The organism is Micromonospora sp. A3M-1-15 (assembly GCF_024213425.1).
GTDB classification, from domain to species: domain Bacteria; phylum Actinomycetota; class Actinomycetes; order Mycobacteriales; family Micromonosporaceae; genus Micromonospora; species Micromonospora chersina.
Genome location: NZ_JANAVK010000003.1, coordinates 348,992 through 375,890, shown reverse-complemented (window position 1 = coordinate 375,890; position 26,899 = coordinate 348,992). Strand labels below are relative to the sequence as shown.

Sequence of the window (26,899 nt, the reverse complement as noted above, 5' to 3'; positions counted from 1 at the left end):
ACCTGGTGTCCGGTTTGCGCTAATTTGGCCGCTTTGGGCCGAGATGAACAGGGGGCAAAGCTAACACCGCGCAAAGGAGAACATGCGGGATTTATATGACGAACCGCTTGATTCTGGACGACCGGTCGAGCGACGTGTGTCCGCGCCGGCTGACCCGGGCCGGGCCGGTCGGCTGACCTCTTCCGTCGTCGCGTCCGCAGCGTCCACGAAGGCGCCTCGAGGCTGAACCGGGAAGGGAAGGCGGCGGGGAAGTAGCGGCGGCAGATGCGACAAACAGTGGCAGTGACCTACTGTAATCGCCCGGAGTGACTGTTTCCGCCCCGCGCAGGTCCACTCTGCGGTTTACATTTCCGCTGGTCAGTCGGCTGTATAGGCGTCGACTCGCACAAATGGCCGTCAACGGAGCTCGATATTCTGTACTCAAAGACATCGCGGGGTCAGCAACGATCAGTCACCAGCCACTGCGAGAGCGTGCCTTCGATGCGGACCCGCACGCCTCACCGTCGGCGGACCTGGTCAACCGGCCGTTCGTCGCCGACCGGCCGGACGCTCTGTGGGTCACCGACATCACCCAGCACCGCACCCCGGGCGGCTGGGTGTACTGCGCGTCGTGCCGGACTTGCCCCGCTGGCGACGACGCCCCGGCGAGGGCCAGGCCGTGGTGCACTTCGATCACGTCTGCCGCGGATCCGGGCCGTCGAGTCGTCCTTCTGGGCGCTGTCGGCCCGGATCCGTGCTACCTCAAGCTGCGGGGTGCCGGCGCTCAAGCGGTTCGCAGGGCCACGGCAGGAGAGAGGCGGGCAGCCCGCAGAGCGGGGTAGACGCCGGCCAGCCCTCCGATGAGGATGGCAGCGGCCAGTCCCGCGCCGATCGCGGCGGCCGGCACGAGGATCTGCCAGCCGCGGACGACGGACATCACGTACGTGACCGCGCTGCCCAGCAACACCCCCGCAGCACCGCCGCCCGCGCCCAGCAGCAGCGACTCGACCAGGAACTGGGCCGCGATGTGCCGCCGGGTGGCGCCCAGCGCCCGGCGCAGCCCGATCTCGCCGCGCCGTTCCAGGACCGCGATCACCAGCACGTTGGCGATGCCGATGCCGCCCACCAGCAGCGCCACCGCGCCGAGACCGAGCAGCAGAATGGTAGCTCCGTCGGTGACCGCGATTCGGGCGGTGAGCGCTTCCGAGGGCCGGCTCACGGCTACCTCCTCGGGGTGGGCCGGGTTGGCGGCCCGCCCGAGCAGGCCGGCCACCTCGTCGGTGCGCTCGGTCTGTGCCCGCACGAAGATCCGGGTCGGTCTGCCGTCGTACCCGAACTGGTCGGCCGCCACCGACGCGCCGATCAGCGCCGAAGCGTCCAGCTCTGGCGCTAGCTCGACCGGCGCCATGATGCCCACCACGGTGTACCAGTGGTGGCCGAGGTAGACCTGTGGGTGGCCGGTGACGTGGTGGATGCCCAGCGACGTGGCAGCGTAGTGACCGAGCACCACCGCCGGATAATGGGCCAGCGCCGCGTCCAGGAAGCGGCCGTCCACCAGGGCGCCGTCCAGCGTGGCGAGCAGCGCCGGGTCGGTGACCCGCACGGACAGCCCGCCGGTGCGCCCGGACGCTATCCGGTCGTTGCGGTAGATACGTTCGTCGAGCGTCGCGGTCGCCGCCGAGGTGAGCACCCCATCGGTACGCGCCACCGCCGTGCCCGCGGTCATTGGCAGCTTGGCCTCCTCCCCGCGGATGGTCTTGCCGTTGGCCACGGTGAGCAGGTTGGTGCCGACCCGGTCGATGCGGGCGAGCACGTCGGCCTGGCTGGACCGGGCGACGCCGAGCACGGCCACCATGGCCGCGATTCCGATCGCCACCCCGAGGATGGACAGCGCCGACCGGCCGGGCCGCGACCGCAGTCCGACGGTGCTCACCGGCAGCAGGTCGGCGACGCGCAGGCGAGACCTCACGACGCACCTCCGCTGTCTCGGACCAACAGGCCGTCCCGCAACTGGATGCGGCGCCGCATCGCCGACGCGACCCGCTCGTCGTGCGTGATCACCACGATGGTGACGCCGTCGTCGTTGAGCTCGCGCAGCAGTTCGATGATCTCGGCGCCGGTGACCGAGTCGAGGTTGCCGGTGGGCTCGTCGGCGAGCACCACGGCGGGGCGGCCGACCAGCGCGCGGGCGATCGCCACCCGCTGCCGCTCGCCGCCGGACAGGTGTGCCGCGGGGAAGTCGGCGCGATGGGCCAGGCCGACCCGCTCGCATGCGACGTGGGCGGCACGCCGGCGTTCGTCGGCCGGCACCCCGCGGTAGAGCAGGCCGGTCGCCACGTTGTCTACCGCACTCAGCCGCTCCAGCAGGAAGAACTGCTGGAAGACGACCCCGAGGAGGTGCGCACGCACGCCGGACAGCTGCCCGTCGCGCAGCTTCTCGACCGGGTGGCCGGCGATGCGTACCGAGCCGCCGGACGGGCGGTCCAGGCCGGCGGCGAGGTTGAGCAACGTGGTCTTGCCGGAGCCGGACGGGCCTGCCACGGCGACCAGCTCGCCGCGGTGCACGGTGAGGGTGACGCCGCGCAACGACTCGACCGGCGGCCTGCCGGGGTAGACCTTACGCGTGTCGATCAGCTCCAGGACGGCGGTCATGATGCAGGCACCTCCACGGTCTGGCCGGCGGTGAGGCCGCGGACGATCTCCACCTGGCCGGTGCCCTCGTCGAAGCGGCCCGGTTCCACCTGGACCGCGCTGCCGCCCGTCAGGCGGACCTGATAACCGCCGCCCGGCCGCGCGAGCAGTGCGGCGATCGGGACCAGCAGGACATCGCGGCGGGTGCCGGTGACGACCTCGACGGTCACCGGCGCCTGGTCCAGGCCGGAGCCGCGGGGCAGGCGGACCGCGATGGTGAGCGGGATTGTCGCCGTGTCGGGACTCGCCGGCTGCGGGGGGCCGTTGCCCGCCTCGGCGGAGGGTGTCGTCGCGACCTCACCGACGGCGCTGACCCGACCGCGGATCGGGTCGGCGTCCGGCAGGGTTACCTCGACCTGGTCACCGACGTGTACGGTGCTGCGCTGCGCGGTGTCCAGCTGGGCGGTCACCACCCGGCTCGTCGACGTTCCGGTGACCACTGTCGTCCCGGGCCCGACGGTCCCGCCGACCCGGATCTGCAGCTGGGTGACGCGTAGCGGGGTGGGCAGGAAGACGATCTCGCCCTGGGCGAGCCGTCCGGTGCGCTGGTACGCCGGCCGCCCCCAGGACGCCTCCCAGTGCCGGATCGCCGCGGCCGTGGCTGCGCTGAAATGCCGGTCCACGGTGATCCGGTGGTACGGGTCGAAGCCCATGGCTACCAGGTTGCGCTCGAGTTGGCGTACGTCGGGGCCGTCGCTCATTCCGTAGCGGAAGTCGCGGTAGGCAGGTACACCCCCGAGCAGGAGGCGGACCGGCACGTTGGCCACCCGGTAGAGGACGCCGCCGCGTCCGATCGTGTCGCCCGAGTCGGGCCCCGCGGTCAGCACACCCGGCCCGCCCTGATGGTCGACCGTGTAGGAGCCGGCGTATCCGAGGACGCCGCCGACCTGGACGCGTTCGGTGAGCGTGCCTTGGGTGACCTCGGCGGTTCCGATGGCCACCGTAGCGGCGGGTGTGCCGGGGGCGTCCGGCACCGAACGGGCAGCGTAGGCCACGCAAGCGGCGAGCGGCGCGGCCACCGCGACCGCGAGCACGGTGCCGGCCCCGCGCCGGCGGCTCACTTCTTCCCTCCGCCGTTGTTGTCCAGGATGCGGAGGCCTTCGCCCCAGATGTGCCGGCACGCCAGCGCCGCGGGGTTCATCTGCGCGGGCGGGATACCGTTCGCCAGCGAGGTTCCGGTGAGGTCGAATTCGCCGGCGGCGTTCGGATCCGGGAACTCGGGGATGCCGTGCTCGCGGATGCATTTGGCGTACTCGGCGAGCTTGCGCAGGTCCTCGGCCGAGACCTGATCCTTGGGCCGGAACGCCGTCGGAGGGTACCGGTCCTCGATTGACTTGCACGCCTCGATGACCTGCGGACGGTTGCGGAGGTCTCCCTTCCAGTTGTACGTGCCCTGAGGTGGAAATTGGAGGTACCCATCCGGGGTGAGGTCCGCGTCCGGCATCCGGGTCAGGCCGTGGTCGCGCAGGCACTGGACCCACTCCTGGCCGAGGGCGAGGAGTTGCTGCCGGCCCACCGAGGCGGACGCCGACGGGCTCGACGCCCCGGAGGCAGAACCGCCGCGGTCGCATCCGGCGGCCCCAGCCCCGACCGCGAGCAGTACGGTGAGGAACACTGTGGACGTTGTCCTGGTCATGGCTTCACGGTGGCCGCCGGGGCGATGGAATTCGTCGGACCGGAGTCGGTCCTTCGACGGCCGCCGGTACCACGGACGTAGCACCTGAGTCGGACGCTGGCGACGCCTTCGCTCCCTACCATGGGAGGGTGCCCCGGTTCGTGCCGCGCCACTTCCTCACCGACGCCACTCTCGCGCTGGTGCTGGTCGTGCTCACGGTGGGGCCCGGGCTGGTGATGGAATTCGTGGCCAGAACGAACCCGGCTGCCGGGAAAGAATACGTGGAGAAGATGGCTCTCCAGGGGGGCCGCTCCTGGTGGGTGTTCGCCGCACTGATCGTTCTCGGCCTACTTGTCAGACAACAGCATCCCCCGCTGGCCTTGGTCCTCACCGGGGCCGGGACGTTCGGCCATCTGTTCACCGACGCCAGGTTCCAGCTGCTCGATCTGGCGCTTCCGCTGGTGCTGTACACCGTCGCCGGGGTGGCCCGGAACCGGCGGGTCTCGCTCGCCGTGCTCGCGCTCGCCATGCTCCTGACCTATGCGGCCATGGTGGGCGGCCGGATCTATGTCGAACAGCAGGAGTTCGCCCGGTCCGGCAAGCAGGTCGTACCGGAGCAGGTCCAGGGGGCGTCAACCAAGCAGGTGGCCAGGACGGGACCACGACGCCCTTCGGTGTTCTCGGTCGGCAGGCTGGTCACCGTGGGCCAGGCGGTCACGGAGCTGTGGCTGCTGCTGGTCGCGGCGTTCGCGGTCGGTGACGCGATGCGCAGCCGGCGCGCGCACCTGGCCGCGGTCGAGCAGCGGACCGCCGACCTGGCTCGGGAGGAGCGGCAACGGGCGGCGCTGGCGGTCGCGGTTGAGCGCGCGCGGATCACCCGGGAGTTGCACGACGTGGTGGCGCACGGGATTTCGGTGATGGTGGTGCAGGCGCAGGGCGCGTCCGCCGCGCTGGACCGGCATCCGGACCGCGCCGCCACCGCGCTGCAGCACGTGATCACAACCGGACGGGCTTCGCTGGCCGAGATGCGCCGGCTGCTCGCCGCCGGGCACACCGATCCGGCCGAGGACGCGCGACTCACCCCGCTGCCCGGCCTCGGTGCGCTGCCCGCGCTGATCGATCAGTTGCGGTCCGCCGGAATGCGGATCGAGCTACACGTCGACGGGGTACCCGCAGTGGTGCCCGCAGCGGTCGATCTGTCCGCGTACCGGATCGCGCAGGAGGCCCTGACGAATACGCTGAAGCACGCGGGCCTGGGCGCCGTCGCGGTGCTGCGGTTGGCCTTCGAGCCCGGCCGGCTCCTGCTGGAGGTGGTCGACGACGGCACGGGTCTGGCGGACGGGGCGGACGGGCGCGGCAACGGGTTGCGCGGCATCGCCGAGCGCGTCGCCATGCTGGCGGGCGAACTGGAGATCGGCCGGACCGAGGGCGGCGGATTCCGGTTGTGTGCGGCGCTGCCGCTGCAGGCGCGCGGGATCACGCCGGTACAGCCATGACACTACGGGTGGTGCTGGTCGACGATCAGACCCTGGTGCGCACCGGGTTCCGGCTGGTGCTGGAGGAGACCAGCGACATCGAGGTGGTCGGGGAGGCCGCCGACGGGTCACAGGCTTTGGACGTGGTGGCCCGTAGCCGGCCGGACGTGGTCCTGATGGACGTGCGGATGCCGGGCTTGGACGGCATCGAGGCAACCCGCCGCATCCGCTCTGGCCCCCACGCGGCCCGCGTGATCATCCTGACCACATTCGACCTGGACGAGTACGTGCTGGCCGGGCTTCGCGCCGGAGCCAGTGGTTTTCTCCTCAAGGACGCGCTCGCCGCCGACCTGATCTCCGCCGTCCGTGTGGTGGCCGCCGGCGAGGCGGTGGCCGCGCCCAGCGTCACCCGCCGCCTCTTCGCGCACTACCTTGGCAAGACCCCGCCTCGGCCCGACACGAACGCGCGGCTGGCGGCGCTGACGGAGCGCGAGCTCGAGGTCCTCACCCTGGTCGCGCGGGGGCTGTCGAACACGGAAATCGCGGCAGCCCTCTTTGTCTCCGAAAGCACGGTCAAGACGCACCTCGGCCGGATCCTGACGAAGCTGGGGCTGCGGGACCGTGTGCAGGCCGTCATCCTCGGCTACGAGTGCGGCCTGGTGGAAATCGGCAACGAGGAAATCGGCAACGACCGATAGGTAAAGGGCGACATCCTGATGGCCGCCGTGCGCTCCTTGAAACGACGAAACGCTCTCGCTGCTGGCGGGTCGAGCGCAGACCCGGTACGCCGCGCCGCATCCGGACCGACATCGCGGTGCTGTACGTGGGCGACGAAGCGGAGAAGCAGGCGTTACTCCTCGGTGAGCCAGAGGTTTTCTTCACCACGCCCGCGTATGACGGGTTGCCCCTGCTCATGCTGCGGATGGCGCAGGTGAGCGTCGATCGGCTGAAGGAGCTCGTCACCGACGCGTGGCGCATGCGTGCCCCAGACTCGCTCGTCGGTGACCTCGATGACGGCGGTGGTGACCCGTCACCTTCCGGCAGGGCTCAGAGCCAGGGTGGTGGGCCCTCGAAGGCGAGGGCGTGAACGTCGAACAGGACCGCCGCCTCCACGCCCAGCGCCGGCCCGCCCTGGCGGGCCGCCCAGGTCAGAAACGGCCCGGGCTCCGGTCCGGCCACTCCCAGGCCCTGGGTGTATTCCGCGTGCGCGGCCAGCGAGGCGATGCCGCGCCGCAACGGTTCACCGGTGACATCCACGCCGTGCGTGGGGCGCTCGGCGCCGCCGAAGCAGACGTAGCGCACACCACCCCAGGGTGGCAGCCCCTCGTCCACCAGCTCCGGAAAGATCCACCGGTTGCCCGCGTCGCGGGCGGCGTCCAGCGCCGCCAGTCCCACTGCCCGGTGGTCGGCCTGGTTGGTCATACCGCCCACCATGCGGACGGTGAACGCGCCCGAGACGATCACGTCGGGCCGGTGGCGGCGGATCGCCCGCACGATGTCGCGGCGCAGGTCCGGACCGTACTCGACGACGCCGTCGCGGTGGTCGAGGAACTCCACGACGTGTACGCCGACCTCCCGGGCCCCGGCGCGCTCCTCCTCCTCGCGCAACGGCCCGGCCTGGTCCGGGTGCATCGCGTCGATCCCCGCCTCGCCCCGGGTGGCCAACAGGTAGGTGACCTGCTTGCCCTGAGCGGTCCAGCGGGCGATCGCCGAGGCCGCACCGTACTCGATGTCGTCGGGGTGTGCGACCACGGCCAGACAGCGGTCCCAGTCCTCCGGCAGCGCCGGCAGAAGCTCGTCCACGGTCCAGACCGTAACGGCCTGGTCACCCGTCCGGTACCGCCGTGTCGGCAACACTGACCTCCGCCAGGCCGGTGATACTGACCGGGTGGACCTCAGCCGGCTCCACCCGCAGGCGCGGGCGGCGATGCGAGTCCAGCAGCGTGTCCCGCTCACCCGGGCGAACCTGCCGGCGGCACGGCTCAGCATGGTCCAGGCGACTCCCGCCGAGGTGGGCGGCGGACCGGCGATCCGGTCCGTGATGACCGTCGACGCCGGCGGCGTGCCCGCCCGCCTCTACCGCGACGGCGATGACGACGCGCTGCCGGTGGTCCTCTACGCGCACGGCGGAGGCTGGGTGATGGGCAGCGTGGACACCCACGACGGGCTGTGCCGGCACCTGGCGGCCGCGTCCGGCTGGGCCGTGCTCTCCGTGGACTACCGGCTCGCGCCTGAGTATCCGTACCCGGCCCCGGTGGACGACATGGTGCGCGCGCTCACCTGGCTGCGCGGGCCGGAGGCGTCTCGGCACGGCCTTGATCCGGGCCGGACAGCGGTGGCCGGTGACTCCTCGGGCGGACACCTGGCGGCGGTGACCGCCCGGCGTGCCCGGGACGCCGGGATCCGGCTTGCGGGACAGATCCTCGTCTGCCCCGTCATCGATCCCGCGGCCGACTACCCGGCGCTGGACGAGTACGGCCTGGACCGGGAGGAGATGCGGTTCTTCTGGGACGCGTTCGCCCCACCCGGCGTGGACCGTACGCAGCCGGACCTGGACCTGCTGCGGGCCGACCTCACCGGCCTGCCGCCCGCCGTGGTCGTCACCGCCGAGCTCGACCTGTTGTCCGCCGAGGGGGAGCGGTACGCCGCCGAGCTGCTGGCGGCGGGTGTTCCCGTCACCGCGGCCCGGTACCAGGGGCTCATCCACAATTTCCCGCGGAAGCTGGCCCTGTTCGACGCCGCTCATGTCGTTCTGGCCCAGTTGGCCGCTGTGCTGCACCAATGGTCGGAGGAGGAAGCGTGAGCACCACCGAACGGCAGGGCCCCGTGAAGGCCGGCATCACCGTGTCACTGGACGGCTACGTCACCGGTCCCGACGATCGCGCGGGCCAGGGGCTCGGCATCGGCGGTGAGCGGCTCCACTACTGGGTGATGGGCGGGCCGTGGACCTATGAGACGGAACGTGAACCCGGCGCCGGCATGACCGACGAGGACCGTGCGTACTTCGACGCGTTGCTCGAGGGGACGAGCGCCGGCCTGTGCGGCCGGGGCATGTACGACAGCGCCGGGGCGTGGGGCGGCCGGAATCCGTTCGGCGGGACCATGGTCGTGCTCACCCACCGCACCGCGGACCAGCCGGATCCGAGCACCGGTTTCCTCATGGTCGACGGGTTCGAGGAGGCGCTGGCGGCGGCCCGGCGGGCGGCCGGGGACGGCGGCGTCGCCATCGGCGGGGGCGCCGACATCATCCGGCAGGCGCTCACGGCGGGGGTGGTCGACGAGCTCGGCATCACCACCGCCCCGGTCGTCCTCGGCCGGGGGAAGCGGCTCTTCGAGGGCTTCGACCGTGACATCGACCTCAAGATCCTCTCGGTCCACCAGTCGCCGTACGCCGTTCACGTGCGGTACGCCGTGGTGCGGTGACGCCGCCCCGACCGCTCGCCGCAGGTCAGGCACCGCTCGCCGCAGTGGACCGACCGTTCCCGGCCCCTGTGCCGTCGCTCAACTCGCGGCCATGACCAGCGAGAACTACAGTCGGCTGGAGCACCACCGGATAGATCGCGACACATATCACGGTGAGGAGCGAGTCGATGGCCAACTCTGCCGGCATCGAGGTCGCCGGGCCGATGCACCCCCGGTACGACGAGATCCTCACCCCCGAGGCGTTGAGCTTCCTCGCCGATCTGCACCGCGCCTTCGACGCGCGCCGTCGCGACCTGCTCGACCGGCGCAAGCGGCGCGAGGCCGAGCTCGCCGCAGGCGCGCCGTTCGATTTCCTCCCCGATACCCGGGAGATCCGCGAGTCCGACTGGCGGGTGGCCGACCCCGCGCCGGGCCTGGTCGACCGCCGGGTGGAGATCACCGGCCCGACGGACGCCAAGATGACCATCAACGCGCTCAACTCCGGGGCGAAGGTGTGGCTGGCCGACCACGAGGACGCCAACACCCCGCTCTGGGAGAACGTCATCTCCGGCCAGCTCAACCTGCGCGACGCGATCGATCGTAAGCTCAGCTTCACCTCGCCGGACGGCAAGCAGTACGCCCTGCACGACGGTGAGCTGGCCACCATCGTGGTCCGGCCGCGCGGCTGGCACCTCAGCGAGAAGCACATCCTGGTCGACGGCGAGCGCACCTCCGGCAGCCTGGTCGACTTCGGCCTCTACTTCTTCCACTGCGCCCGCCGGCAGCTCGACCGCGGCGCCGGACCCTACTTCTACCTGCCCAAGATGGAGAGCCACCTCGAGGCGCGACTGTGGAACGACGTCTTCCTGCTCGCGCAGGAACGCCTCGGCATCCCGCGCGGCACCATCCGGGCCACCGTGCTGATCGAGACGTTCCCGGCCGCGTTCGAGATGGACGAGATCCTCTACGAGTTGCGCGAGCACTCCGCCGGGCTCAACGCCGGCCGGTGGGACTACATGTTCAGCGTGATCAAGAAGTTCCGCACCCGGGGCGCCGACTTCCTGCTGCCCGACCGGAACTCGGTGACCATGACGGTGCCGTTCATGCGCGCGTACACCGAACTGCTGGTGCGAACCTGCCACCGGCGAGGGGCGCACGCCATCGGCGGGATGGCCGCGTTCATCCCCAGCCGCCGCGACCCGCAGGTCAACGAGACGGCCCTGGCGAAGGTCCGGGACGACAAGACCCGGGAGGCGGGCGACGGGTTCGACGGCTCCTGGGTCGCCCACCCCGACCTGGTGCCGATCTGCCGGGAGGTCTTCGACCGCGTCCTCGGTGACCGGCCGAACCAGCTCGACCGCACCCGCGACGAGGTAAGGGTGACCGCCGCCGAGCTGCTCGACGTCCGCTCCACCCCGGGACAGCAAACCGAGGGCGGGCTGCGCAACGCGGTCAGCGTCGGCGTGCAGTACCTGGCCACCTGGCTGCGCGGCTCCGGCGCGGTGGCCATCTACAACCTGATGGAGGACGCGGCCACCGCGGAGATCTCCCGCAGCCAGGTGTGGCAGTGGCTGCACAACGACGTCACCCTCGACGACACCGGTGAGCGGGTCACCCGGGAGCTGGTCGAACGGATCGCCGACGAGGAGATCGGGAAACTGCCCGGTGCTCCCGGTGACTACGCCGATGCCCGGGCGCTGTTCATGGAGGTCGCCGTCGCCGACGAGTTCGCCGACTTCCTGACCGTGCCCGCGTACGAACGGATGCCCTGACCGACGGCCGACGCGACGTGGAGGTGGCGATGAGCAGGACCACGACGGACCTCGACACTCTCGCCGCCGCCCTGCGGGCCGCCATCGGCGCCGACCGGGTGATCAGCGACCGGCAGGAGCTGCGCACCTACGAGTGCGACGGGCTGGCCCAGTACAAGGTGGTCCCCGCGCTGGTGGCGCTCCCGGCGGACGCGGAACAGTGCGCCGCCGTCGTGCGGGCCTGCGTCGCCGCGGGCACGCCGTTCGTGGCCCGCGGCTCGGGCACCGGACTCTCCGGCGGCGCCCTGCCCCGCGCCGACGGCGTCCTCGTGGTCACCTCGCAGATGCGCAACATCCTGGAGATCGCCCCGGACGACGAGCGGGCGGTGGTGCAGCCCGGCGTGATCAACCTGGCGGTCACCCGGGCCGCCACCCCGTACGGCTACTACTACGCGCCGGACCCGTCCAGCCAGCAGATCTGTTCCATCGGCGGGAACGTGGCGGAGAACTCGGGCGGCGCGCACTGCCTGAAGTACGGCTTCACCACCAACCACGTCCTCGGCGTCGAGCTCGTCACCCCGGACGGCGACCGGGTACGCCTCGGCGGCCGCGCCCCCGACGCCCCCGGCTACGACCTGCTCGGCGCGTTCGTCGGCTCCGAGGGCACCCTCGGCATCGCCACGGAGGTGACCGTCCGGCTGACCCGGCTGCCCGAGTCGGTGCGCACCCTGCTCGCCGCATTCTCCACGACAGACCAGGCCGGTGCGGCGACCTCGGCGATCATCGCGGCCGGGGTGGTGCCGGCGGCCGTGGAGATGATGGACGCCCTGGCCATCGAGGCGGCCGAGGCGGCGGTGCACTGTGGCTACCCGCCCGGCGGCGGGGCGGTGCTGATCGTCGAGCTGGACGGGCCGGAACCCGAGGTCGCCGCCCAGTTCGCGCAGGTGGAGAGCCTGTGCCGGGAGAACCGGGCGTTCGAGATCCGCATCGCCGCCGACGATGCCGAGCGGGCGCTGTTCTGGAAGGGGCGCAAGTCCGCGTTCGCCGCCGTGGGGCGGATCAGCCCGGACTACATCGTCCAGGACGGGGTGATTCCGCGGACCGCCCTGCCGGAGGTGCTGCGCCGCATCGGCGAACTCTCCGCCGAGCGCGGCATCCGGGTGGCGAACGTCTTCCACGCCGGCGACGGCAACCTGCACCCGCTGGTCCTTTTCGACGCCGCCGTCGACGGCGAGACCGTCCGCGCCGAGGAGGTCTCCGGCGCGATCCTCGACCTCTGCATCACCCACGGTGGCTCGATCACCGGGGAGCACGGCGTGGGCATGGACAAGGCGAAGTACATGCCCCGCATGTTCACCGACGACGACCTGGACACGATGCAGCTGTTGCGCTGCGCGTTCGACCCGGACGGGCTGGCCAACCCCGGCAAGGTCTTCCCGACGCCCCGCCTGTGCGGCGAGGTGCCGGGCCGACACAAGGGGGTCCACCCGGCGCAGGAGGCCGGCCTGGCGGAGGTGTTCTGATGCCCGCCGACCGGACCCTCGACCAGCTCCGCGCCGCCGCCGAGGTCGTCCGCACCGCGGGCGAGCACGACACCATCGCCGGGACGGCGGCCCGCTACGTCGCCGCGCCCCGGGACACCGGCCAGGCCGCCGCCCTGCTGCGCGCGGCGGCCGCGCTCGACCTGGCCGTCACGTTCCGCGGCGGCGGCACCAAGCAGGACTGGGGGAGTGCGCCCCGTCGACTCGACCTGATCCTCGACACCACCGCCCTGACCGGGGTGGTCGAGCACGCCGCCGGCGACCTGATCACCGTGGTCCGGGCCGGCACCCGCCTCGACGAGCTGCCGGCCACCCTGGCCGGCGCCGGGCAGCAGCTCGCCCTCGACGCACCGCTGCCCGGCGGCACCGTCGGCGGCGCCGTGGCCACCAACACCAGCGGCCCGCGCCGGATGCTCTACGGAACGGTCCGCGACCTGCTCATCGGGGTCACCCTGGTGCGCGCGGACGGGGTGGTGGCGCACGCCGGCGGCAAGGTGGTCAAGAACGTCGCCGGCTACGACCTGGGCAAGCTGGTCACCGGCGCGTACGGCACGCTGGGGCTGATCACGGAGTGCGCGTTCCGGCTGCACCCGCTGCCCGCCACCGTCGCATACGTCTCCCGCGCCGTGGACGACCTGGCCGAGGCCGGCCGCCTGGCCGCCACCGTACGGGCGGCCCAGCTCGTACCCACCGCGCTGGAGGTGGACGCGCCCGCCGGCGGGCGAGCGACGGTCACCGTGCTGCTGGAGGGCACCCCGGCCGGGGTGGCCGCCCGGGCCGCCGCGGCCCGCCGGCTGCTCGGCGCCGACGCCACCGACGCCGACCAGCCGCCCGAAGGCTGGGCACGTCATCCGTGGCGGGACGGGGACGTCGGCCTGAAGCTGACCGCCGCGCTCTCCGGCGTACCCCGGCTGCTGAGCGACGCCCCCGCGGCGGCCGACCGGCACGACCTGCCGCTGTCGCTGCGCGGCTCGGCCGGCGTCGGTGTCCTCTACGCCGGCCTGCCCGGCGCATCCGACCCGGAACGGGTCGCCGGCCTGGTGCACGCGCTCCGGGCGACGACCGCCGCCGTCGGCGGGCACACGGTGGTGCTCACCGCCCCCGCGCCCGTGCGGGACCGCGTCGACCTGTGGGGACCGGTCCACGGCCTGGAGCTGATGCGCCGGGTCAAGCAGCGCTTCGACCCGGACGCCCGGCTGGCGCCCGGCCGATTCGTGGGAGGGATCTGATGAGCATCCCCCAGCAGCCCGGCCCGACCCCGGTCACCTCACCCGGCGGGAGCCAGCCGGCCAGCGGTCCCCGGGACGTGCTCGGCGCGGCCGCCCAGCCGCCCGGCGTCGGCGCCTTCGACGAGCACCACCCGCCGTCCGCCGAACTGGTCGCGGACTGCGTGCACTGCGGCTTCTGCCTGCCCACCTGCCCGACCTACGTGCTCTGGGGCGAGGAGATGGACTCGCCGCGCGGGCGGATCTACCTGATGAAGCAGGGCCTCGAGGGCGAGCCGCTCGCCGACTCCATGGTCACCCACTTCGACCGCTGCCTCGGCTGCATGTCCTGCGTGACCGCCTGCCCCTCCGGCGTCCAGTACGACCGGCTCATCGAGGCCACCCGCCAGCAGGTCGAACGCCGGCACAGCCGCGGCCCTCGGGACCGGGCGCTGCGGGCGGCGATCTTCGCGCTCTTCCCGTACCGGAGGCGGCTGCGGCTGCTGCGCGGGCCACTGCGGGCGTACCAGGCCACCGGCCTGCCCCGGCTGGTCCGCCGCAGCGGGCTGCTGCGCCGGCTGGCACCCACCCTGGCGACGGTGGAGTCGCTGGCCCCCCGGCTCGGCCGGGCCGCCCGCCCGCCGCAGCGGGTGGCCGCCGTCGGCACCCGGCGGGCCGTGGTCGGGATGCTCACCGGCTGCGTGCAGGGCGCCTTCTTTCCCGAGGTGAACGCCGCCACCGCCCGGGTGCTCGCCGCCGAGGGCTGCGAGGTGGTGATCCTGCCTGACCGGCAGGGCTGCTGCGGGGCGTTGAGCGTGCACAACGGACGGGAGGAGGAGGCGCGCCGCTTCGCCCGCCGGATGGTGGACACCTTCGCCGCCGCCGGCATCGACTACTTCGTGGTCAACGCGGCCGGCTGCGGCTCCACCCTCAAGGAGTACGGCGACCTGCTGCGCGACGACCCAAGGTACGCGGCGCTCGCCGCCGACTTCGCCGGCAAGGTCCGCGACCTCTCCGAGGTGCTGGTCGAGCTCGGCCCGGTCGCCACCCGGCACCCGCTACCGGTGACGGTCGCCTACCACGACGCCTGCCACCTGGCCCACGCCCAGGGCGTCCGCGCGCAGCCCCGCCGGCTGTTGCGCGACATCCCCGGGCTGGAACTGCGGGAGATCGCCGATCCGGAGATCTGCTGCGGCTCGGCGGGCATCTGGAACATCCTCCACCCCGGGCCGGCCGCCGAACTCGGCGACCGCAAGGCCCGCACCGTACTGGCCACCGGGGCGCGGCTGCTCGTCACCGCCAACCCCGGCTGCCTGATGCAGGTCGCCGCCTCGGTGACCCGCGCCGGCGGCGACATCGCGCTGGCACACACCGCCCAGGTCCTCGACGCCTCGATCCGCGGACGAGGGGTCGAGGAGTTGCTGCACCAGCGAACCCCGTCCTGACGGCGGGATCCACCGTCACCGCTGACCCCCGTCCCCCCACAGCGTCGAGGTGACCCATGTTCGACCAGTTCAAGGTCGTCACCGATCCCGTCGGTGACTCCGTCGCGCTCTCGGCCATCTTCGCGGTCCTACCCCTGCTCACCCTCTTCGTCCTGCTCGGCGTCATGAAGGTCAAGGCCTGGTTGGCCGGCGTGATCTCCCTCGTGGTCGCCCTGATCGTGGCCATCGCCGTCTACGCCATGCCGATCGGGCAGGCCGTGCTCTCGGCCACCGAGGGCGCCGCCTTCGGCTTCTTCCCGATCCTCTGGATCGTCATCAACGCGATCTGGGTCTACAACCTCACCGTCGAGAGCGGGCATTTCGACGTGCTGCGCCGCTCCTTCGAACGGGTCAGCCCGGACATGCGCATCCAGGCGATCATCATCGCGTTCTGCTTCGGCGCGCTGCTGGAGGCCCTCGCGGGCTTCGGCACGCCGGTGGCGATCACCGTGGTGATGCTGATGGCGCTCGGGTTCCGCCCGATCCACGCCGCCTCGGTGTCGCTGCTGGCCAACACCGCGCCGGTGGCCTTCGGCGCGCTCGCCACCCCGATCGTCACGCTGGCCAGCGTCAGCAGTGGCGCCAACCCCGACCCCCGGCTCACCGTCGACACCCTCGGCGCGATGGTCGGCCGGCAGACCCCGATCCTCGCGGTGGTCGTACCGCTGATGCTGGTGGCCCTGGTCGACGGGCGGCGCGGCATCCGCCAGACCTGGCCCGCCGCACTGGTCGCCGGGGTGAGCTTCGGCCTGGCGCAGTTCGTCGCGGCGAACTACATCTCCGTGCCACTGACCGACATCGTCGCCGCGCTGGTCTCGGCCGCCGCCGTGGTCCTGCTGGTCCGCGTCTGGCGCCCGGTCACCCCCGCCGACCTCGGCCGCGAGCCGGAGGCCGCCGCCGTGCCGGCCGCCCGCGGGGCAGTCGACGCGGAGCTGGCCGGCCACGGCCCGGTCCGCGCCGCCGCGGGCACCCGCTCCGATACCACCAGCACCGCCGCCCCCGGACTGGGCGGCTCCGGCGGGGAGACCCCGCCGGGTGATCCGCGCATCGACGAGACCGCGCCCGCCGGCCGGCACCGCGGCGACGACGACCTGGAGCCGCGGCCCACCGACCAGGTGCGCGCCGCCACGGCGAGCGGTCGGCGGATCGCGGACACGCCAGCCGAGATAGGCCGGGCGTACGCGCCATACCTGATCATCATCGCGATCTTCTCCGTCGCCAACCTCGGCGCGGTGAAGACGGCCCTGGCGAAGGAGCCGTGGACGGTGAAGTTCCCCTGGCCGGGGCTGGACATCCTGGGCGGCAACGGCAAGCCGCTGTCCTCGGTGACGTTCACCCTCAACTGGCTGCCCGCGGCGGGCACCCTGATGATCCTCGCCGGCATCCTGACCGCGCTGGTGCTGCGGGTCTCGGCGGGCCGGGCGCTGCGCGCGTACGGCCGCACCTACGTCGAGCTGCGCTACGCGATCGTCACGGTGATGGCGGTGCTCGCCCTGGCGTACTTGATGAACCAGTCCGGCCAGACCAACACCCTCGGCGCGTTCCTCGCCGCGGCCGGCGGGGCGTTCGTCTTCCTGTCGGCGATCCTCGGCTGGATCGGCGTCGCGGTGACCGGCTCGGACACCTCCGCCAACGCGCTGTTCGGCGCGTTGCAGGTGCAGACGGCGGCCCGGGCCGGGCTGGACCCGCTGCTGCTGGCCGCGGCCAACTCGTCCGGCGGGGTGCTGGGCAAGATGATCAGCCCGCAGAACCTGGCGATCGCCGCCGGCGCGGTCGGCATGGCCGGCCGGGAGGGGGAGATCTTCCGGAAGGTGTTCGGCTGGAGCCTCGTGCTGCTGCTGTTCATGTGCGTGCTGGTCGCGCTCCAGGCATCCCCGGTCCTGAACTGGATGGTGCCCTGATCGCAGGTCCGACCGCCCGGGCGCCACAGATCATGTGGCGTCCGGGCTCGTCCCGTCGCGGCTCCGGCTCGGCAGGCTTCTGTTCCCCGGGGCAGGCCCGTGCCGGCCGATTTCCGGAAAGGGCGCTATCCGCGTGCCAGCCCGATTGCGGCCCCGCGAGGAGGTCGGGGGCCGGGGCTACGGCACACCCGTCATCTGGCCAACCGGTACCGCCGGTAACGGACCAGCAACTGGGAATGTCAGGGTGAACGACGACGAAGCGCTGGCAAGGACCGGACAAGGTCCATGAGAAGACCTCGTCCTGCCGAAGCTTCTCGCTGAGCACGCCGAAGCAGCCGTACCACGACAAATGTGGTCGTGCGGTGTGGGTGACCCCGCGGGTGGCCTGGCGCGCCGTCGCGAACCGGCCATGGTTACACACCGAGGAGTATTCGTGTCGGTACAGGACAAGCTTGAGTCGATCTTCACTTCGGTGGTGCGGCGCAACCCGGGCGAGGGCGAATTCCACCAGGCGGTGCGGGAGGTGCTCGACAGTGTGGCGCCGGCCCTGAAGAGGCATCCCGAGTACGCCGAAGCGAAGATCATTGAGCGGATCTGCGAGCCGGAGCGGCAGATCATCTTCCGGGTGCCATGGGAGGACGATCGCGGTGAGGTCCACATCAACCGCGGCTTCCGGGTGGAGTTCAACAGCGCCCTCGGCCCGTACAAGGGAGGTCTCCGCTTCCACCCGTCGGTCTATCTGGGAATCGTGAAGTTCCTCGGCTTCGAACAGCTGTTCAAGAACGCTCTGACCGGCATGCCGATCGGCGGCGGCAAGGGGGGATCGGACTTCGACCCCAAGGGCCGCTCCGATCGCGAGGTGATGCGGTTCTGCCAATCGTTCATGACCGAGCTGTACCGGCACATCGGCGAGCACACGGACGTGCCGGCCGGCGACATCGGAGTCGGTGGCCGAGAGATCGGTTACCTGTTCGGGCAGTACAAGCGGATCACCAACAGGTACGAGTCCGGGGTGCTGACCGGCAAAGGGCTCAGCTACGGCGGTGCCCAGGTGCGCCGGGAGGCTACCGGCTACGGTGCCGTGTTCTTCGCCGAGGAGATGCTGCGCGCCGACGGCGGCGACAGCCTCGACGGCAAGCGGGTGGTGGTCTCCGGCTCGGGCAACGTGGCGATCTACGCGATCGAAAAGGTACATCAGCTCGGCGGCACCGTGGTGGCCTGCTCGGACTCCTCTGGCTACGTCCACGACGAGAAGGGAATCAACGTCGAGGCGCTCAAGCAGCTCAAGGAGGTCCGCCGGGCACGGATCGACGAATACGTCGAGAGCCATCGGCACGCCACGTTCGTCGCCGGTCGCCCGGTCTGGGAGGTGCCCTGCCAGGTGGCGATCCCGTGCGCGACGCAGAACGAGATCACGGCCGCTGACGCGCTCAGCCTGATCGCGGGCGGCTGCACCACCGTGGTGGAGGGGGCCAACATGCCCACCACGCCGGAGGCGGTGCGGGGTTTCGCCGAGGCAGGGGTGCGGTTCGCGCCCGGCAAGGCGGCAAACGCCGGCGGAGTCGCGGCAAGCGCGCTGGAAATGCAGCAGAACGCCAGCCGCGACTCGTGGACCTTTGCCCATTCTGAACAGCGGCTGCGGGAGGTCATGCGCACCATCCACGCCCGCTGCTTCGCCACCGCCGACGAGTACGGCATGCCGGGTAACTACGTGGCTGGAGCCAACATCGACGGCTTCCGGCTCGTCGCCGAGGCGATGCTCGCCCACGGTCTCATCTGAGACGGCGCGTCCTCGTAGCGCGGGGGATGGGCAGAATCCGGGGAGTCCTGCGCCCTCGTCCGCCGGCCCCCTCCAGCACGGCGGTTCTCACCAAGGCCACCAATCCGGGACGGCACCTCGTCTGGTGATCGAGGGTGACGGCCAGGAGGCGGGCGCAGATCCGTGGACGGGCGGCCATCGGTTGATGCGGCCACGGCGGAGACGTGGTGGGTCGATAATGAAGTGCCCGTCCTTTCGCACCGACGGGGGGCGGCCGCTGCCAGGCTGCCCGGGCTCCACGCGACCCACCGCTGGGGCGCGAGCCCGCCCGACCGCTGCAGGTCCAATTTCTTCCCGAAGCGGCAGCCATCAATGAAAGGAAGAGCCTCGTGGCGCAAATTTCGATCATCGGCACCGGTAACATGGGCCGCGCCATCTCCGCGGTCGCCGCCAAGGGCAACAACGGCGTGGAGATGCTCGGCAAGGACGACCTCGACAAGCCGGTCACCGGCGACATCGTGGTGCTCGCCGTGCCCTATCCGGCCGTGGACCCGGTGCTCGCGCAGCGCTCCGGCCAGTTCGACAACCGGATCGTCGTCGACATCACCAACCCGCTGAACTTCGAGACCTTCGACTCCCTGACCGTTCCCGCCGACTCCTCGGCCGCCGCGGAGATCGCGGCGAAGCTACCGCGCTCGCGGGTGCTCAAGGCGTTCAACACCACCTTCGCCGGCACCCTCTCCGAGGGAGCTGTCGGGCCGCTTACCACCACCGTGCTGATCGCCGGTGACGACGCGGACGCCAAGGCCGCCCTCGTTGGCGTTGTCACCGCCGCCGGTCTGAAGGCGATCGACGTCGGCTCCCTCCACCGCGCCCGGGAGATGGAGGCCATCGGTTTCCTGCAGATCAGCCTGGCGGCGAACGAGAAGGTTCCGTGGACCGGCGGCTTCGGCATCGTCAACTGACGCACCCCTACCTGGTCCTGCGCAGCGTCCGCCCGGCGTGAACGGAAGCGGTCAGGTGGCGTCCAGACGACCTCGCTGATGCAGGACGAACAGCAGCGCCATGGCCGGCACGACGAGCAGGAGCGCCGCAGCGGCGACAAGGGTGAGCGACGCCAGGGTGGCGTCGGGAGCGGCGGCTTCGTCGATGCGTAGGTGGGTGCCCAGGAGGTACGGGTACTGCGCCACGCCCCAGCCGAGCACCACCGCGCCGGCCGTGCTGACGGCGAGCGCCTGCAGCAACCGGGGCGCCGCCCGGTGCAGCAGTGCGATGCTGGCCAGTCCGCATGCCGCGGAGACCAGCACCAGGGGTAGGCCGCGGCCGGTCAGCCCGGAGAACAGGCGCCCGGCGTCGGCGTGCAGGATGGCGATGCCCGCCAGTGCCACGGCGCCGGTCGCCACGGTGGTGGCCTGGGCCCGGCGGCGGAACCGGCGTTCCAGGCCGGCGTCGGCGTAGGTACGGGCCTCGGCGGTGAGGAACACCGCGGCGACGAACGCGCACACCCCGACCGCGAGCACCCCGCCGAGCAGCGACGTCGGGTTGACCCAACTGGTCACGGGGTTGCCGTGCCCGTCGGCGGGAACCCGGCCGGAGGCGATTCCACCGGCGACCGTGCCGAGGAAGAACGGCGTGATCACCGACGAGGTGGCGAACGCCGCCCCGGTCGCCCGCTGCTGGTCGGTCTTCACCACCACCTTCCGGAAGGCGAACCCGCTGCCGCGGACCACGATGCCCAGCGCGGCGAGGCCCAGCGGAATGTAGAGCGTGGTCATGATCGCGGCGAACGCGGACGGGAAGCCGGTCCAGAGCATCACCAGGCAGAAGATCAGCCACACGTGGTTGGCCTCCCACACCGGTGCCAGGGTGTGGTCGATCAGGTGCCGCGGGTTCCGCCCGCGCCGCGCACCACCGGCGGTGAGGTCCCAGAAGCCCGCACCGTAGTCCGCGCCGCCGAGCACGGCGTAGGCGGTGACGCCGATGAACAACACGACAGCGGCGAACGTACTCACGCCTGCCCTCCCGCAGGCGCGGACTCCGAGGACCGGGGCGGCCCGTAGGGCACGTCCGTCTCGGTGGCCCCGCCCTGGTCGCGCCAGCGGCGGCGCAGCAGCCGCAGGACGTACACGGTGGTGGCGCCGACCGCGGCATACAGCGCGACGGTGGCGGCGAAGAACAGCCACAGGTTGCCGGACGTGGCGACCGCGTCCCGGGTGAGGAGGTGACCGACGACCGTCCACGGCTGCCGGCCGACCTCGGTGACCACCCAGCCCGCCTCCAGCGCCACCACCGCGAGTACGCCACTGATCGTGGTCGCCCGCAGGAACCACCTGCTGCGCGGCAGGTCACGGCGGCGCCACCAGGCCAGGCCGTACCAGGCGGAGAGGGCAAGCAGCGCGGAGCCGATACCGACCATGACGTCGAAGCTCAGGTGGACGATCGTGACCAGGCGGTCCGGCGGCCGCACCTCGGCGGGTATGGCGTCCAGGCCCTGGATGCGGGTGGACGGCGAGTAGCCCGACAGCAGCGAGGCGCCCGAGGGAACCTTGAGGCCGCCGTGCACCTCCCCGTTCGCGTAGTAGCCGCCCAGCACCTCCGGCACGTGGGTGCCCGTGGTCGGGTGGGCCTCGATGGTGGCGAACTTCGCCGGCTCGTTCCGGTAGACCTCGCGTGCGGCGACGTCGCCGACGAAGATCTGCAGTGGGGTGGCCAGCGCCGCGACGGTCAGCGGTATCAGCAGGCCGAGCCGGTGGTACCGGTCGCGGCGGCCGCGCAGCATCCCCGCCGCGTACACGCCGGCGACGACGAACCCGGCGACCATGTACGCGGCCAGCAGCATGTGGATGGCCTCGTACCAGAACGCGTCGTTGAAGATCACCTCCAGTGGGCGGACCGCCACGATCTTGCCGTCCCGCATGGTGAATCCACCCGGCTGGTTCATCCAGGCGTTTGCCGCGACCACCGACAGCGTGCCGCCGATCCCGGAAAGCACCACCGGCACCCCGGTCCAGAAGTGTGGCCACGGGCGCATCCGACGCCACCCGTAGACGTAGATGGCGACGAAGATCGCCTCCAGGAAGAAGAACAGACCCTCGATCGCGAACGGGATGCCGAACGCCGCGCCGTAGGTGCCCATCAGTCGTGGCCAGAGCAGGCCGAGCTCGAACGACAGCATCGTGCCGGACACCGCGCCGACGGCGAACAGCACCGCCGCCACCTGTGACCAGCGCCGGGCCAGCAGCAGCGCGGTCTCGTCGTTCCGACGAATGCCTCGGGCGTTCGCGATCAGCATCAGGAAGGTGAAGGCCACCCCGAACGGCACCAGGATGATGTGGAAGCCGAGGGTGAAGGCCATCTGCTCCCGCGCCGGCAGCAGCTGCGCCGGATCGGCCGGCACCAGACTGGCGCCGACCGTCACCAGTGACAGTCCAGGCATGGCCCGTGCTACCCGGTCACGGCGGCCGGAAACGCACCGATGGGGTGAGGATCAGGCAGAGTGCAGGGTAACGGGCGGCTACCGCTTCGCTGGCTCCACCGAACAGCGGGCCGCGGGTGCCCGCCGCGGCACCGACGCGGCAGTGATCAGTCAGCGACGTGGATGACGATCTTGCCGCGGCGTTTGGCCGTCTCAAGCGCCTCGTAACCTGAGCGCGTCTCCGTGAGGGGCAGCACGCGGTCCAGCACCGGCCTCAACTTGCCGTCGTCGACGAGCTCGGCGATGGAACGCAACGCGTTCCGGTCGGGCTCGACGATGAAGTACACCCCACGAACGCCGTGCCGGGCTGCCTCCTGCTGATCGGGTGGGGTGACGAGGGTGACCAGGACACCGCCCGGTTTCAGGACCGACCAGGACCGCGACTGCGTGGCTCCTCCGACAAGATCAACGACCACGTCCACGTCGCGAACGTGATCCTCGAAGCGGTCGCGCGCATAGTCGATGACCTGCTCGGCACCCAGACCCCTGACGAATTCCAGGTCGGCCGCCGCCGCCGTGGCGCTCACGCGAGCACCGAGACCGGCCGCGAGCTGGACCACGTAGCTCCCCACGCCGCCGGCGCCGCCCTGCACCAGCACGTGCTGGCCGGCCTGCAGATCGGCGTGGTCCACCAGTGCCTGCCAGGCAGTCAACGCAGCCAGTGGGAGCGCCGCGGCGTGGTCATGGTCAACACTGGCGGGTTTGGCCGCCACGGCTGCCGCAGGCAGGGCGACGTATTCGGCGGCCGCGCCATCGCTGGTGAAAGGGATCAAGCCGTAGACGGCCTCCCCCTCGGCAGGGCTCTCCACCCCCGTCCCGGACGCCGCGACGACTCCGGAGAACTCATGCGACGGGATGATCGGAGTGCGCTCCGGTCCTGACCCGTCCGAGCTGTGCGTCCAAGTCTGCGGCCAGGTGAGTTCAGTGGGTGTCATGGAAGCAGCCTTCACGGCCACCAACACCTCACCAGGCCCCGGCTCGGGCCGCGGCGCCTCCTCGTACACGAGTTGCTCCGGCCCGCCTCTGGTGTGAGCTCTCACCGCGTGCATCGTGCTCATCCGACTGCTGCTCCCTCCCGACGGTGGTCCGATCAGCCCGCCGGCCGCCCCTGGGGATGAACCGCAGGCCAACTCCCGCATTGTCTGACGGTTCGGCAGTGCGCCTGTGGGACTTCCGTAACCCGGGCCCTTTCGGCTCATGAGCGCGCCCATGGGGTGGGCCGGTCAGGCGGTGAGGCGGCGCGCGACAGCCGGGATCACGATCGCGGCCGCGACCAGGTGGGTGAGCATCAGCAGCACCTTGGTGGCCGCCCCGGCATCGGCGATCACGTCCGGCACCAGCGACAGAACCGTCAGCACCACCGTCGTGCGGACGAACGTCCGCCGCGGACGCCGGGCGAAACGGAACAGCAGCGCGGCGATGACGACGCCGAGCAGCGAAAAAGCAGCGGTCAGCACGCCGAACCCCGCCACCGGAATCGGGGCGCCGGCCATGTCGAGGCTGACCCCTGCCGCGTGGCCGGCGGCGGCGACGGCCATGGTGGCGGCGCTCGCGGCAACCGCGGCGATGACACCGGTCCGGACCATCACACCGAAGGTCGAAGCGGTGGCGTGGGTCGTGTTCACGGTGGTGGTCATCGTGCCCTCCAGTTGGGTGTATGGACCGGCTCGGTACCGGGCCCTCACCAGGACGACGAAGAGGAGCACCCCCAATCGACAAGCACGCCCAGATGTTTTCGAGAACATTCGCCACGGGTGTACGGCGAGGTGGTCCCCGCGCACACGGTGACGTTCACTCGCCCGTCATTCCGGCGCCGGCCGGTCCGGCCCGTACCGCAGGACGGGGACGGGCCCGGCGCGGAGAGTGGTCCTCCGCGCCGGGCCCCGGGATCGGGTGGGGTCAGACTGCCGCGCAGGTGGCCGTCGCGCCCGGGCCGGTGCCGGTGCCCTGGAAGCCGAAGTTGGTCGACTGCCGGGCGCCGACGTGTCCGTTGTAGCTCACGTTGGTGAACCGGACCGTTCCGCTCGTGCCGCTGGCCTGCGCGTTCCAAGCGCCGGTGACCGCGGCGCCGCCGGGCAGCGTGATGGTCACGGTCCAGCCGTTGATGTCCGCAGAGCCGGCGGTGACCGTCACGCTCGCGGTGAAGCCGCCCGACCACTGGTTGACCGCCACCGACGCGGAGCAGCCGTTACCGGTCGGCGGCGTGGTGGTGGGGGGAGCCGTGGTCGGGGGAGCGGTCGTCGGCGGGGCCGTGGTCGGGGGAGCGGTGGTCGGGGGAGCGGTCGTCGGCGGCGCGGTGGTGGGCGGGTTGGGCGCACCGTTGGCGAGGCTGTAGGCCAGGTCGGGCTGGAACGAACCGGCCGTGTAGCGGCAGCCGTCCGCCTCCCCCGGCGGCTTCACCCAAAGGTACGCATCGATGTTGCCGTCGCCGGTGTTGGTCGTCGGGTACATCCCGATGCGCCGGTCGGTGTTGTCGTCGGCGCACCAGTCCCCGCTGGCACCCCCGTTGCGGCTGGTGTCGATGACCTGGCGCTTGCCCGGGATGCCCATGCCGGCGAGGGCGGAGATGACCGCCCGGCCGAAGTTCGCCTCGCCGGAGGTGGAGTTGAAGTTCGAGACGTTGGTGAAGAAGCCGTCGGCGTACTGCACGCCGGCCGCCCGGAGCCGGTTGGCCTGCTCGCCCGCGCTGTTCCAGGTGGAGTGGCCGCCGTCGAGGTACACCTTGGCGTTGGGGTTGGCCGACTTGATGGTCTGGGTGGCCGTCGTGAGCGCCTGGTTGCGCGCGCTGATCTCGCCGCTGCTCAGGCAGGTCTGCAGGGCGAGCGAGTCGGTTTCCAGGATGATCAAGACCGTCTGGTTGCCGAGTCCTCTGGCGAAGTTGGACACCCACGTCTGGTACTGGTTGAGGTCCGGCGCCCCACCTGCGCTGGCCCCGCCGCAGTCCCGGTTGGTGATCTCGTACACCGACAGCACCGGGATCTGCTGCGCCGCGTTGGCGGCACCGATGAACCCGGAAACCTCGGACTGCACGGTCGACGGGTTGAAGTTGGCGAACCAGCGGGCCTGCGGCTGACTCGCGATCTTGTCCCGGATCACGGCGGCACGCGAGTCGCCGGGATTGGCGGCGACCCAGCGGACAACGGCCGAACTCGGGTCGCGGTAGAGCGATCCGGAAACCGTGCCGGCGGACGCGCCGCCGACGGCGAGGCAGACGCCGGCGGCGGCGATGCCCGCGACTGCCGCCACACTGATGGCCGCCGATCTGCGACGCCGGGGGGAGAGGATAGCCACGACGTGTTTCCTCCTGATCACATAGATGTATCCAAGTCTATGGGAGCGTTCCCATGGACGGTAGCGGAGGCGCGCGCCGCTGCCAAGATGTGAAGACTCGTCGTTGGGGCACCGCAACCTGCGGGGTGCGGGTTCTGGCCGGTGACCCGGCTAGCGAGGAGCTGCCGATGGTTGCGGCGCAGGCGCTTGCGGAGGGACGGCGACACCTAGGGCGCGGCCGAAGGGCAGCCATCCTTGCCGGATGGTTGCCCTTCGACAGGCGATCGGATCCCCTGATACCTACTGAGGCGGGAAGAACGACGCTCGGTTGGTCACGGCACCATCTGGAAGCCTTGGCGCCAGGTGGGGTGTGTCGGGTGCCAGCCCAGTTCGCGCTTGGCCTTGGCGTTGGATGCGCCGCGCAGCTCGGTCATGAGCACGACGCCGGCCTGTCCCGCGGCCAGCCGTCCGATGAACCGCGGTACGCGCACGGGTTTCTTGGCGCCCAGCATCGCTGCCAGTTCCGGCAGCCATTCGGCGACCGGGGCGGGGTCGTCGTCGACGATGTTGTAGACACCGCGGCCGCCGTTCTCCACCGCCGCGACCGTGGCCTCGGCGGCGTCGGCGATGTGGACGAACGACCACACCCCGCCGCCGTCGCCGACGACCGGGAACTTGCGCTTGCGGATCATCTCGAGCTGCTCGGAACCTGGTGCCATGGAGGTGCCGGGGCCGTAGAACGCGCCATAGCGCAGGACGATCCCCTCGGTCCAGGCGGCGCCCAGCACGGCCTTCTCCAAGTGTTCGATCGCGGCGATCATCGCGGCCATCTGGCTGACCGGTGCGCGGTCGAGGGGGTCTTGTTCGGTCTTGACCGGACCGCCGGTCCGCGTGTAGGTGAACGCGCCGTTGCTCTGGGCGACGAACCGTCGTACTCCCGCGGCGCGTGCGGCCGCGAGCAGATTGTCGGTGCCCTCGATGCGCAGCCGGTCGGTGGCGGCGAAGCTGCGGTCGAAGTGGCGGGTGTCGATGTGCCCGATGGCGGTCAGCTGGTGGACGATCACCTCCGGGGCCGCCTGGCGTACGGCCGCCTCGACCTGGGCGCGATCCAGCGCGTCGGCGATGACCGGTACCGCGCCCAGCTGTGCTGCCCTGGCCTTGTTGGATTCACTGCGGATCATGGCGAACACCTCGTGCCCGGCATCGACCAGACGCGGCACGAGTTCCTTGCCCATCGCTCCGGTCGCTCCTGCCACCAGCACCCTCATCGTCGGCTCCCTTGCTGTCCGGTTCGGATCTGGCACTTGAACCGGATGGCTCACCGATTACTGACAGGAACCGCAGGTGACGC

Annotated in this window: 23 protein-coding genes; 12 read left to right on the top strand and 11 right to left on the bottom strand. The window is 71.5% G+C overall.

Annotated features, from left to right (window positions below):
- Nucleotides 1-763: 763 nt before the first annotated feature.
- The 4 genes from NLX85_RS16975 to NLX85_RS16960 are packed head-to-tail and all read right to left on the bottom strand — an operon-like array spanning nucleotide 764 to nucleotide 4,306.
- Nucleotides 764-1,948: an ABC transporter permease gene (locus NLX85_RS16975; RefSeq protein WP_254336212.1), complete on the bottom strand. Its 1,185-nt coding sequence runs from the start codon at nucleotides 1,946-1,948 to the stop codon at nucleotides 764-766.
- Nucleotides 1,945-2,631: an ABC transporter ATP-binding protein gene (locus NLX85_RS16970; protein ID WP_254336210.1), complete on the bottom strand. Its 687-nt coding sequence runs from the start codon at nucleotides 2,629-2,631 to the stop codon at nucleotides 1,945-1,947. The genes NLX85_RS16975 and NLX85_RS16970 overlap by 4 nt, the downstream gene beginning before the upstream one ends.
- Nucleotides 2,628-3,731, bottom strand: a complete 1,104-nt coding sequence (locus tag NLX85_RS33445) for an HlyD family efflux transporter periplasmic adaptor subunit (RefSeq protein WP_254336208.1) — start codon at nucleotides 3,729-3,731, stop codon at nucleotides 2,628-2,630. Before NLX85_RS33445 ends, NLX85_RS16970 begins: the two co-directional genes overlap by 4 nt.
- Nucleotides 3,728-4,306 (bottom strand): hypothetical protein, encoded by a 579-nt coding sequence (locus NLX85_RS16960; protein ID WP_254336207.1) that lies wholly within the window; start codon nucleotides 4,304-4,306, stop codon nucleotides 3,728-3,730. The genes NLX85_RS33445 and NLX85_RS16960 overlap by 4 nt, the downstream gene beginning before the upstream one ends.
- 128 nt (nucleotides 4,307-4,434) lie before the next feature.
- Here NLX85_RS16960 and NLX85_RS33440 point away from each other — a divergent pair, with 128 nt between their 5' ends.
- From NLX85_RS33440 to NLX85_RS16945, 3 genes are all read left to right on the top strand, one after another.
- Nucleotides 4,435-5,781, top strand: a complete 1,347-nt coding sequence (locus tag NLX85_RS33440) for a sensor histidine kinase (RefSeq protein ID WP_254336205.1) — start codon at nucleotides 4,435-4,437, stop codon at nucleotides 5,779-5,781.
- On the top strand, nucleotides 5,778-6,458 hold the full coding sequence (locus NLX85_RS16950) for a response regulator transcription factor (protein WP_254336203.1): 681 nt from the start codon (nucleotides 5,778-5,780) through the stop codon (nucleotides 6,456-6,458). Before NLX85_RS33440 ends, NLX85_RS16950 begins: the two co-directional genes overlap by 4 nt.
- A 125-nt stretch (nucleotides 6,459-6,583) precedes the next feature.
- The gene (locus NLX85_RS16945; RefSeq protein WP_374628097.1) at nucleotides 6,584-6,847 is read left to right on the top strand and encodes a hypothetical protein; all 264 of its coding nucleotides are present in this window, start codon (nucleotides 6,584-6,586) and stop codon (nucleotides 6,845-6,847) included.
- Here the strand turns inward: NLX85_RS16945 and NLX85_RS16940 are convergent.
- A complete protein-coding gene (locus tag NLX85_RS16940; protein WP_254336201.1) occupies nucleotides 6,808-7,563 on the bottom strand; it encodes a PIG-L deacetylase family protein in 756 nt (251 codons plus the stop codon). The two genes, NLX85_RS16945 and NLX85_RS16940, sit on opposite strands and share 40 nt — an antisense overlap.
- An 85-nt stretch (nucleotides 7,564-7,648) precedes the next feature.
- On the opposite strand from NLX85_RS16940, the gene NLX85_RS16935 reads away from it, so the two are divergent.
- The 9 genes from NLX85_RS16935 (at nucleotide 7,649) to NLX85_RS16895 (ending at nucleotide 19,768) form a co-directional block, all read left to right on the top strand.
- Complete coding sequence (locus NLX85_RS16935) at nucleotides 7,649-8,563, top strand: alpha/beta hydrolase (RefSeq protein ID WP_254336200.1); 915 nt, start codon at nucleotides 7,649-7,651, stop codon at nucleotides 8,561-8,563.
- Entirely contained in the window at nucleotides 8,560-9,183 is a 624-nt protein-coding gene (locus tag NLX85_RS16930; protein ID WP_254336198.1) for a dihydrofolate reductase family protein, read from the top strand. The genes NLX85_RS16935 and NLX85_RS16930 overlap by 4 nt, the downstream gene beginning before the upstream one ends.
- Before the next feature lie 167 nt (nucleotides 9,184-9,350).
- Complete coding sequence (gene aceB / locus NLX85_RS16925; protein ID WP_254336196.1) at nucleotides 9,351-10,934, top strand: malate synthase A; 1,584 nt, start codon at nucleotides 9,351-9,353, stop codon at nucleotides 10,932-10,934.
- 29 nt (nucleotides 10,935-10,963) lie between these two features.
- On the top strand, nucleotides 10,964-12,436 hold the full coding sequence (locus NLX85_RS16920; RefSeq protein WP_254336194.1) for an FAD-linked oxidase C-terminal domain-containing protein: 1,473 nt from the start codon (nucleotides 10,964-10,966) through the stop codon (nucleotides 12,434-12,436).
- A complete protein-coding gene (locus NLX85_RS16915) occupies nucleotides 12,436-13,683 on the top strand; it encodes an FAD-binding oxidoreductase (RefSeq protein WP_254336193.1) in 1,248 nt (415 codons plus the stop codon). Before NLX85_RS16920 ends, NLX85_RS16915 begins: the two co-directional genes overlap by 1 nt.
- Nucleotides 13,683-15,104 carry a (Fe-S)-binding protein gene (locus NLX85_RS16910; RefSeq protein ID WP_254336191.1) on the top strand — a complete coding sequence of 474 codons (1,422 nt, stop codon included), beginning with the start codon at nucleotides 13,683-13,685 and terminating at the stop codon, nucleotides 15,102-15,104. The genes NLX85_RS16915 and NLX85_RS16910 overlap by 1 nt, the downstream gene beginning before the upstream one ends.
- 56 nt (nucleotides 15,105-15,160) lie before the next feature.
- Nucleotides 15,161-17,044 carry an L-lactate permease gene (locus NLX85_RS16905; protein ID WP_254336189.1) on the top strand — a complete coding sequence of 628 codons (1,884 nt, stop codon included), beginning with the start codon at nucleotides 15,161-15,163 and terminating at the stop codon, nucleotides 17,042-17,044.
- A gap of 433 nt (nucleotides 17,045-17,477) precedes the next feature.
- A complete protein-coding gene (gene gdhA / locus NLX85_RS16900) occupies nucleotides 17,478-18,824 on the top strand; it encodes an NADP-specific glutamate dehydrogenase (protein ID WP_254336187.1) in 1,347 nt (448 codons plus the stop codon).
- Between the two features lie 368 nt (nucleotides 18,825-19,192).
- Nucleotides 19,193-19,768 (top strand): NADPH-dependent F420 reductase, encoded by a 576-nt coding sequence (locus NLX85_RS16895; RefSeq protein ID WP_254336185.1) that lies wholly within the window; start codon nucleotides 19,193-19,195, stop codon nucleotides 19,766-19,768.
- 51 nt (nucleotides 19,769-19,819) lie between these two features.
- Here NLX85_RS16895 and NLX85_RS16890 read toward each other — a convergent pair whose 3' ends face one another.
- From NLX85_RS16890 to NLX85_RS16865, 6 genes are all read right to left on the bottom strand, one after another.
- Entirely contained in the window at nucleotides 19,820-20,815 is a 996-nt protein-coding gene (locus NLX85_RS16890) for a cytochrome d ubiquinol oxidase subunit II (RefSeq protein WP_254336183.1), read from the bottom strand.
- On the bottom strand, nucleotides 20,812-22,239 hold the full coding sequence (locus tag NLX85_RS16885; RefSeq protein ID WP_254336181.1) for a cytochrome ubiquinol oxidase subunit I: 1,428 nt from the start codon (nucleotides 22,237-22,239) through the stop codon (nucleotides 20,812-20,814). Before NLX85_RS16885 ends, NLX85_RS16890 begins: the two co-directional genes overlap by 4 nt.
- Before the next feature lie 146 nt (nucleotides 22,240-22,385).
- Nucleotides 22,386-23,336 carry an NADP-dependent oxidoreductase gene (locus NLX85_RS16880; RefSeq protein ID WP_254336180.1) on the bottom strand — a complete coding sequence of 317 codons (951 nt, stop codon included), beginning with the start codon at nucleotides 23,334-23,336 and terminating at the stop codon, nucleotides 22,386-22,388.
- A 165-nt stretch (nucleotides 23,337-23,501) separates the two neighbouring features.
- On the bottom strand, nucleotides 23,502-23,915 hold the full coding sequence (locus NLX85_RS16875) for a DUF6069 family protein (RefSeq protein ID WP_254336178.1): 414 nt from the start codon (nucleotides 23,913-23,915) through the stop codon (nucleotides 23,502-23,504).
- Between the two features lie 262 nt (nucleotides 23,916-24,177).
- A complete protein-coding gene (locus NLX85_RS16870) occupies nucleotides 24,178-25,569 on the bottom strand; it encodes a glycoside hydrolase family 6 protein (RefSeq protein WP_254336171.1) in 1,392 nt (463 codons plus the stop codon).
- A gap of 311 nt (nucleotides 25,570-25,880) precedes the next feature.
- A complete protein-coding gene (locus NLX85_RS16865; protein WP_254336170.1) occupies nucleotides 25,881-26,816 on the bottom strand; it encodes an NAD(P)-dependent oxidoreductase in 936 nt (311 codons plus the stop codon).
- Between the last annotated feature and the right edge of the window lie 83 nt (nucleotides 26,817-26,899).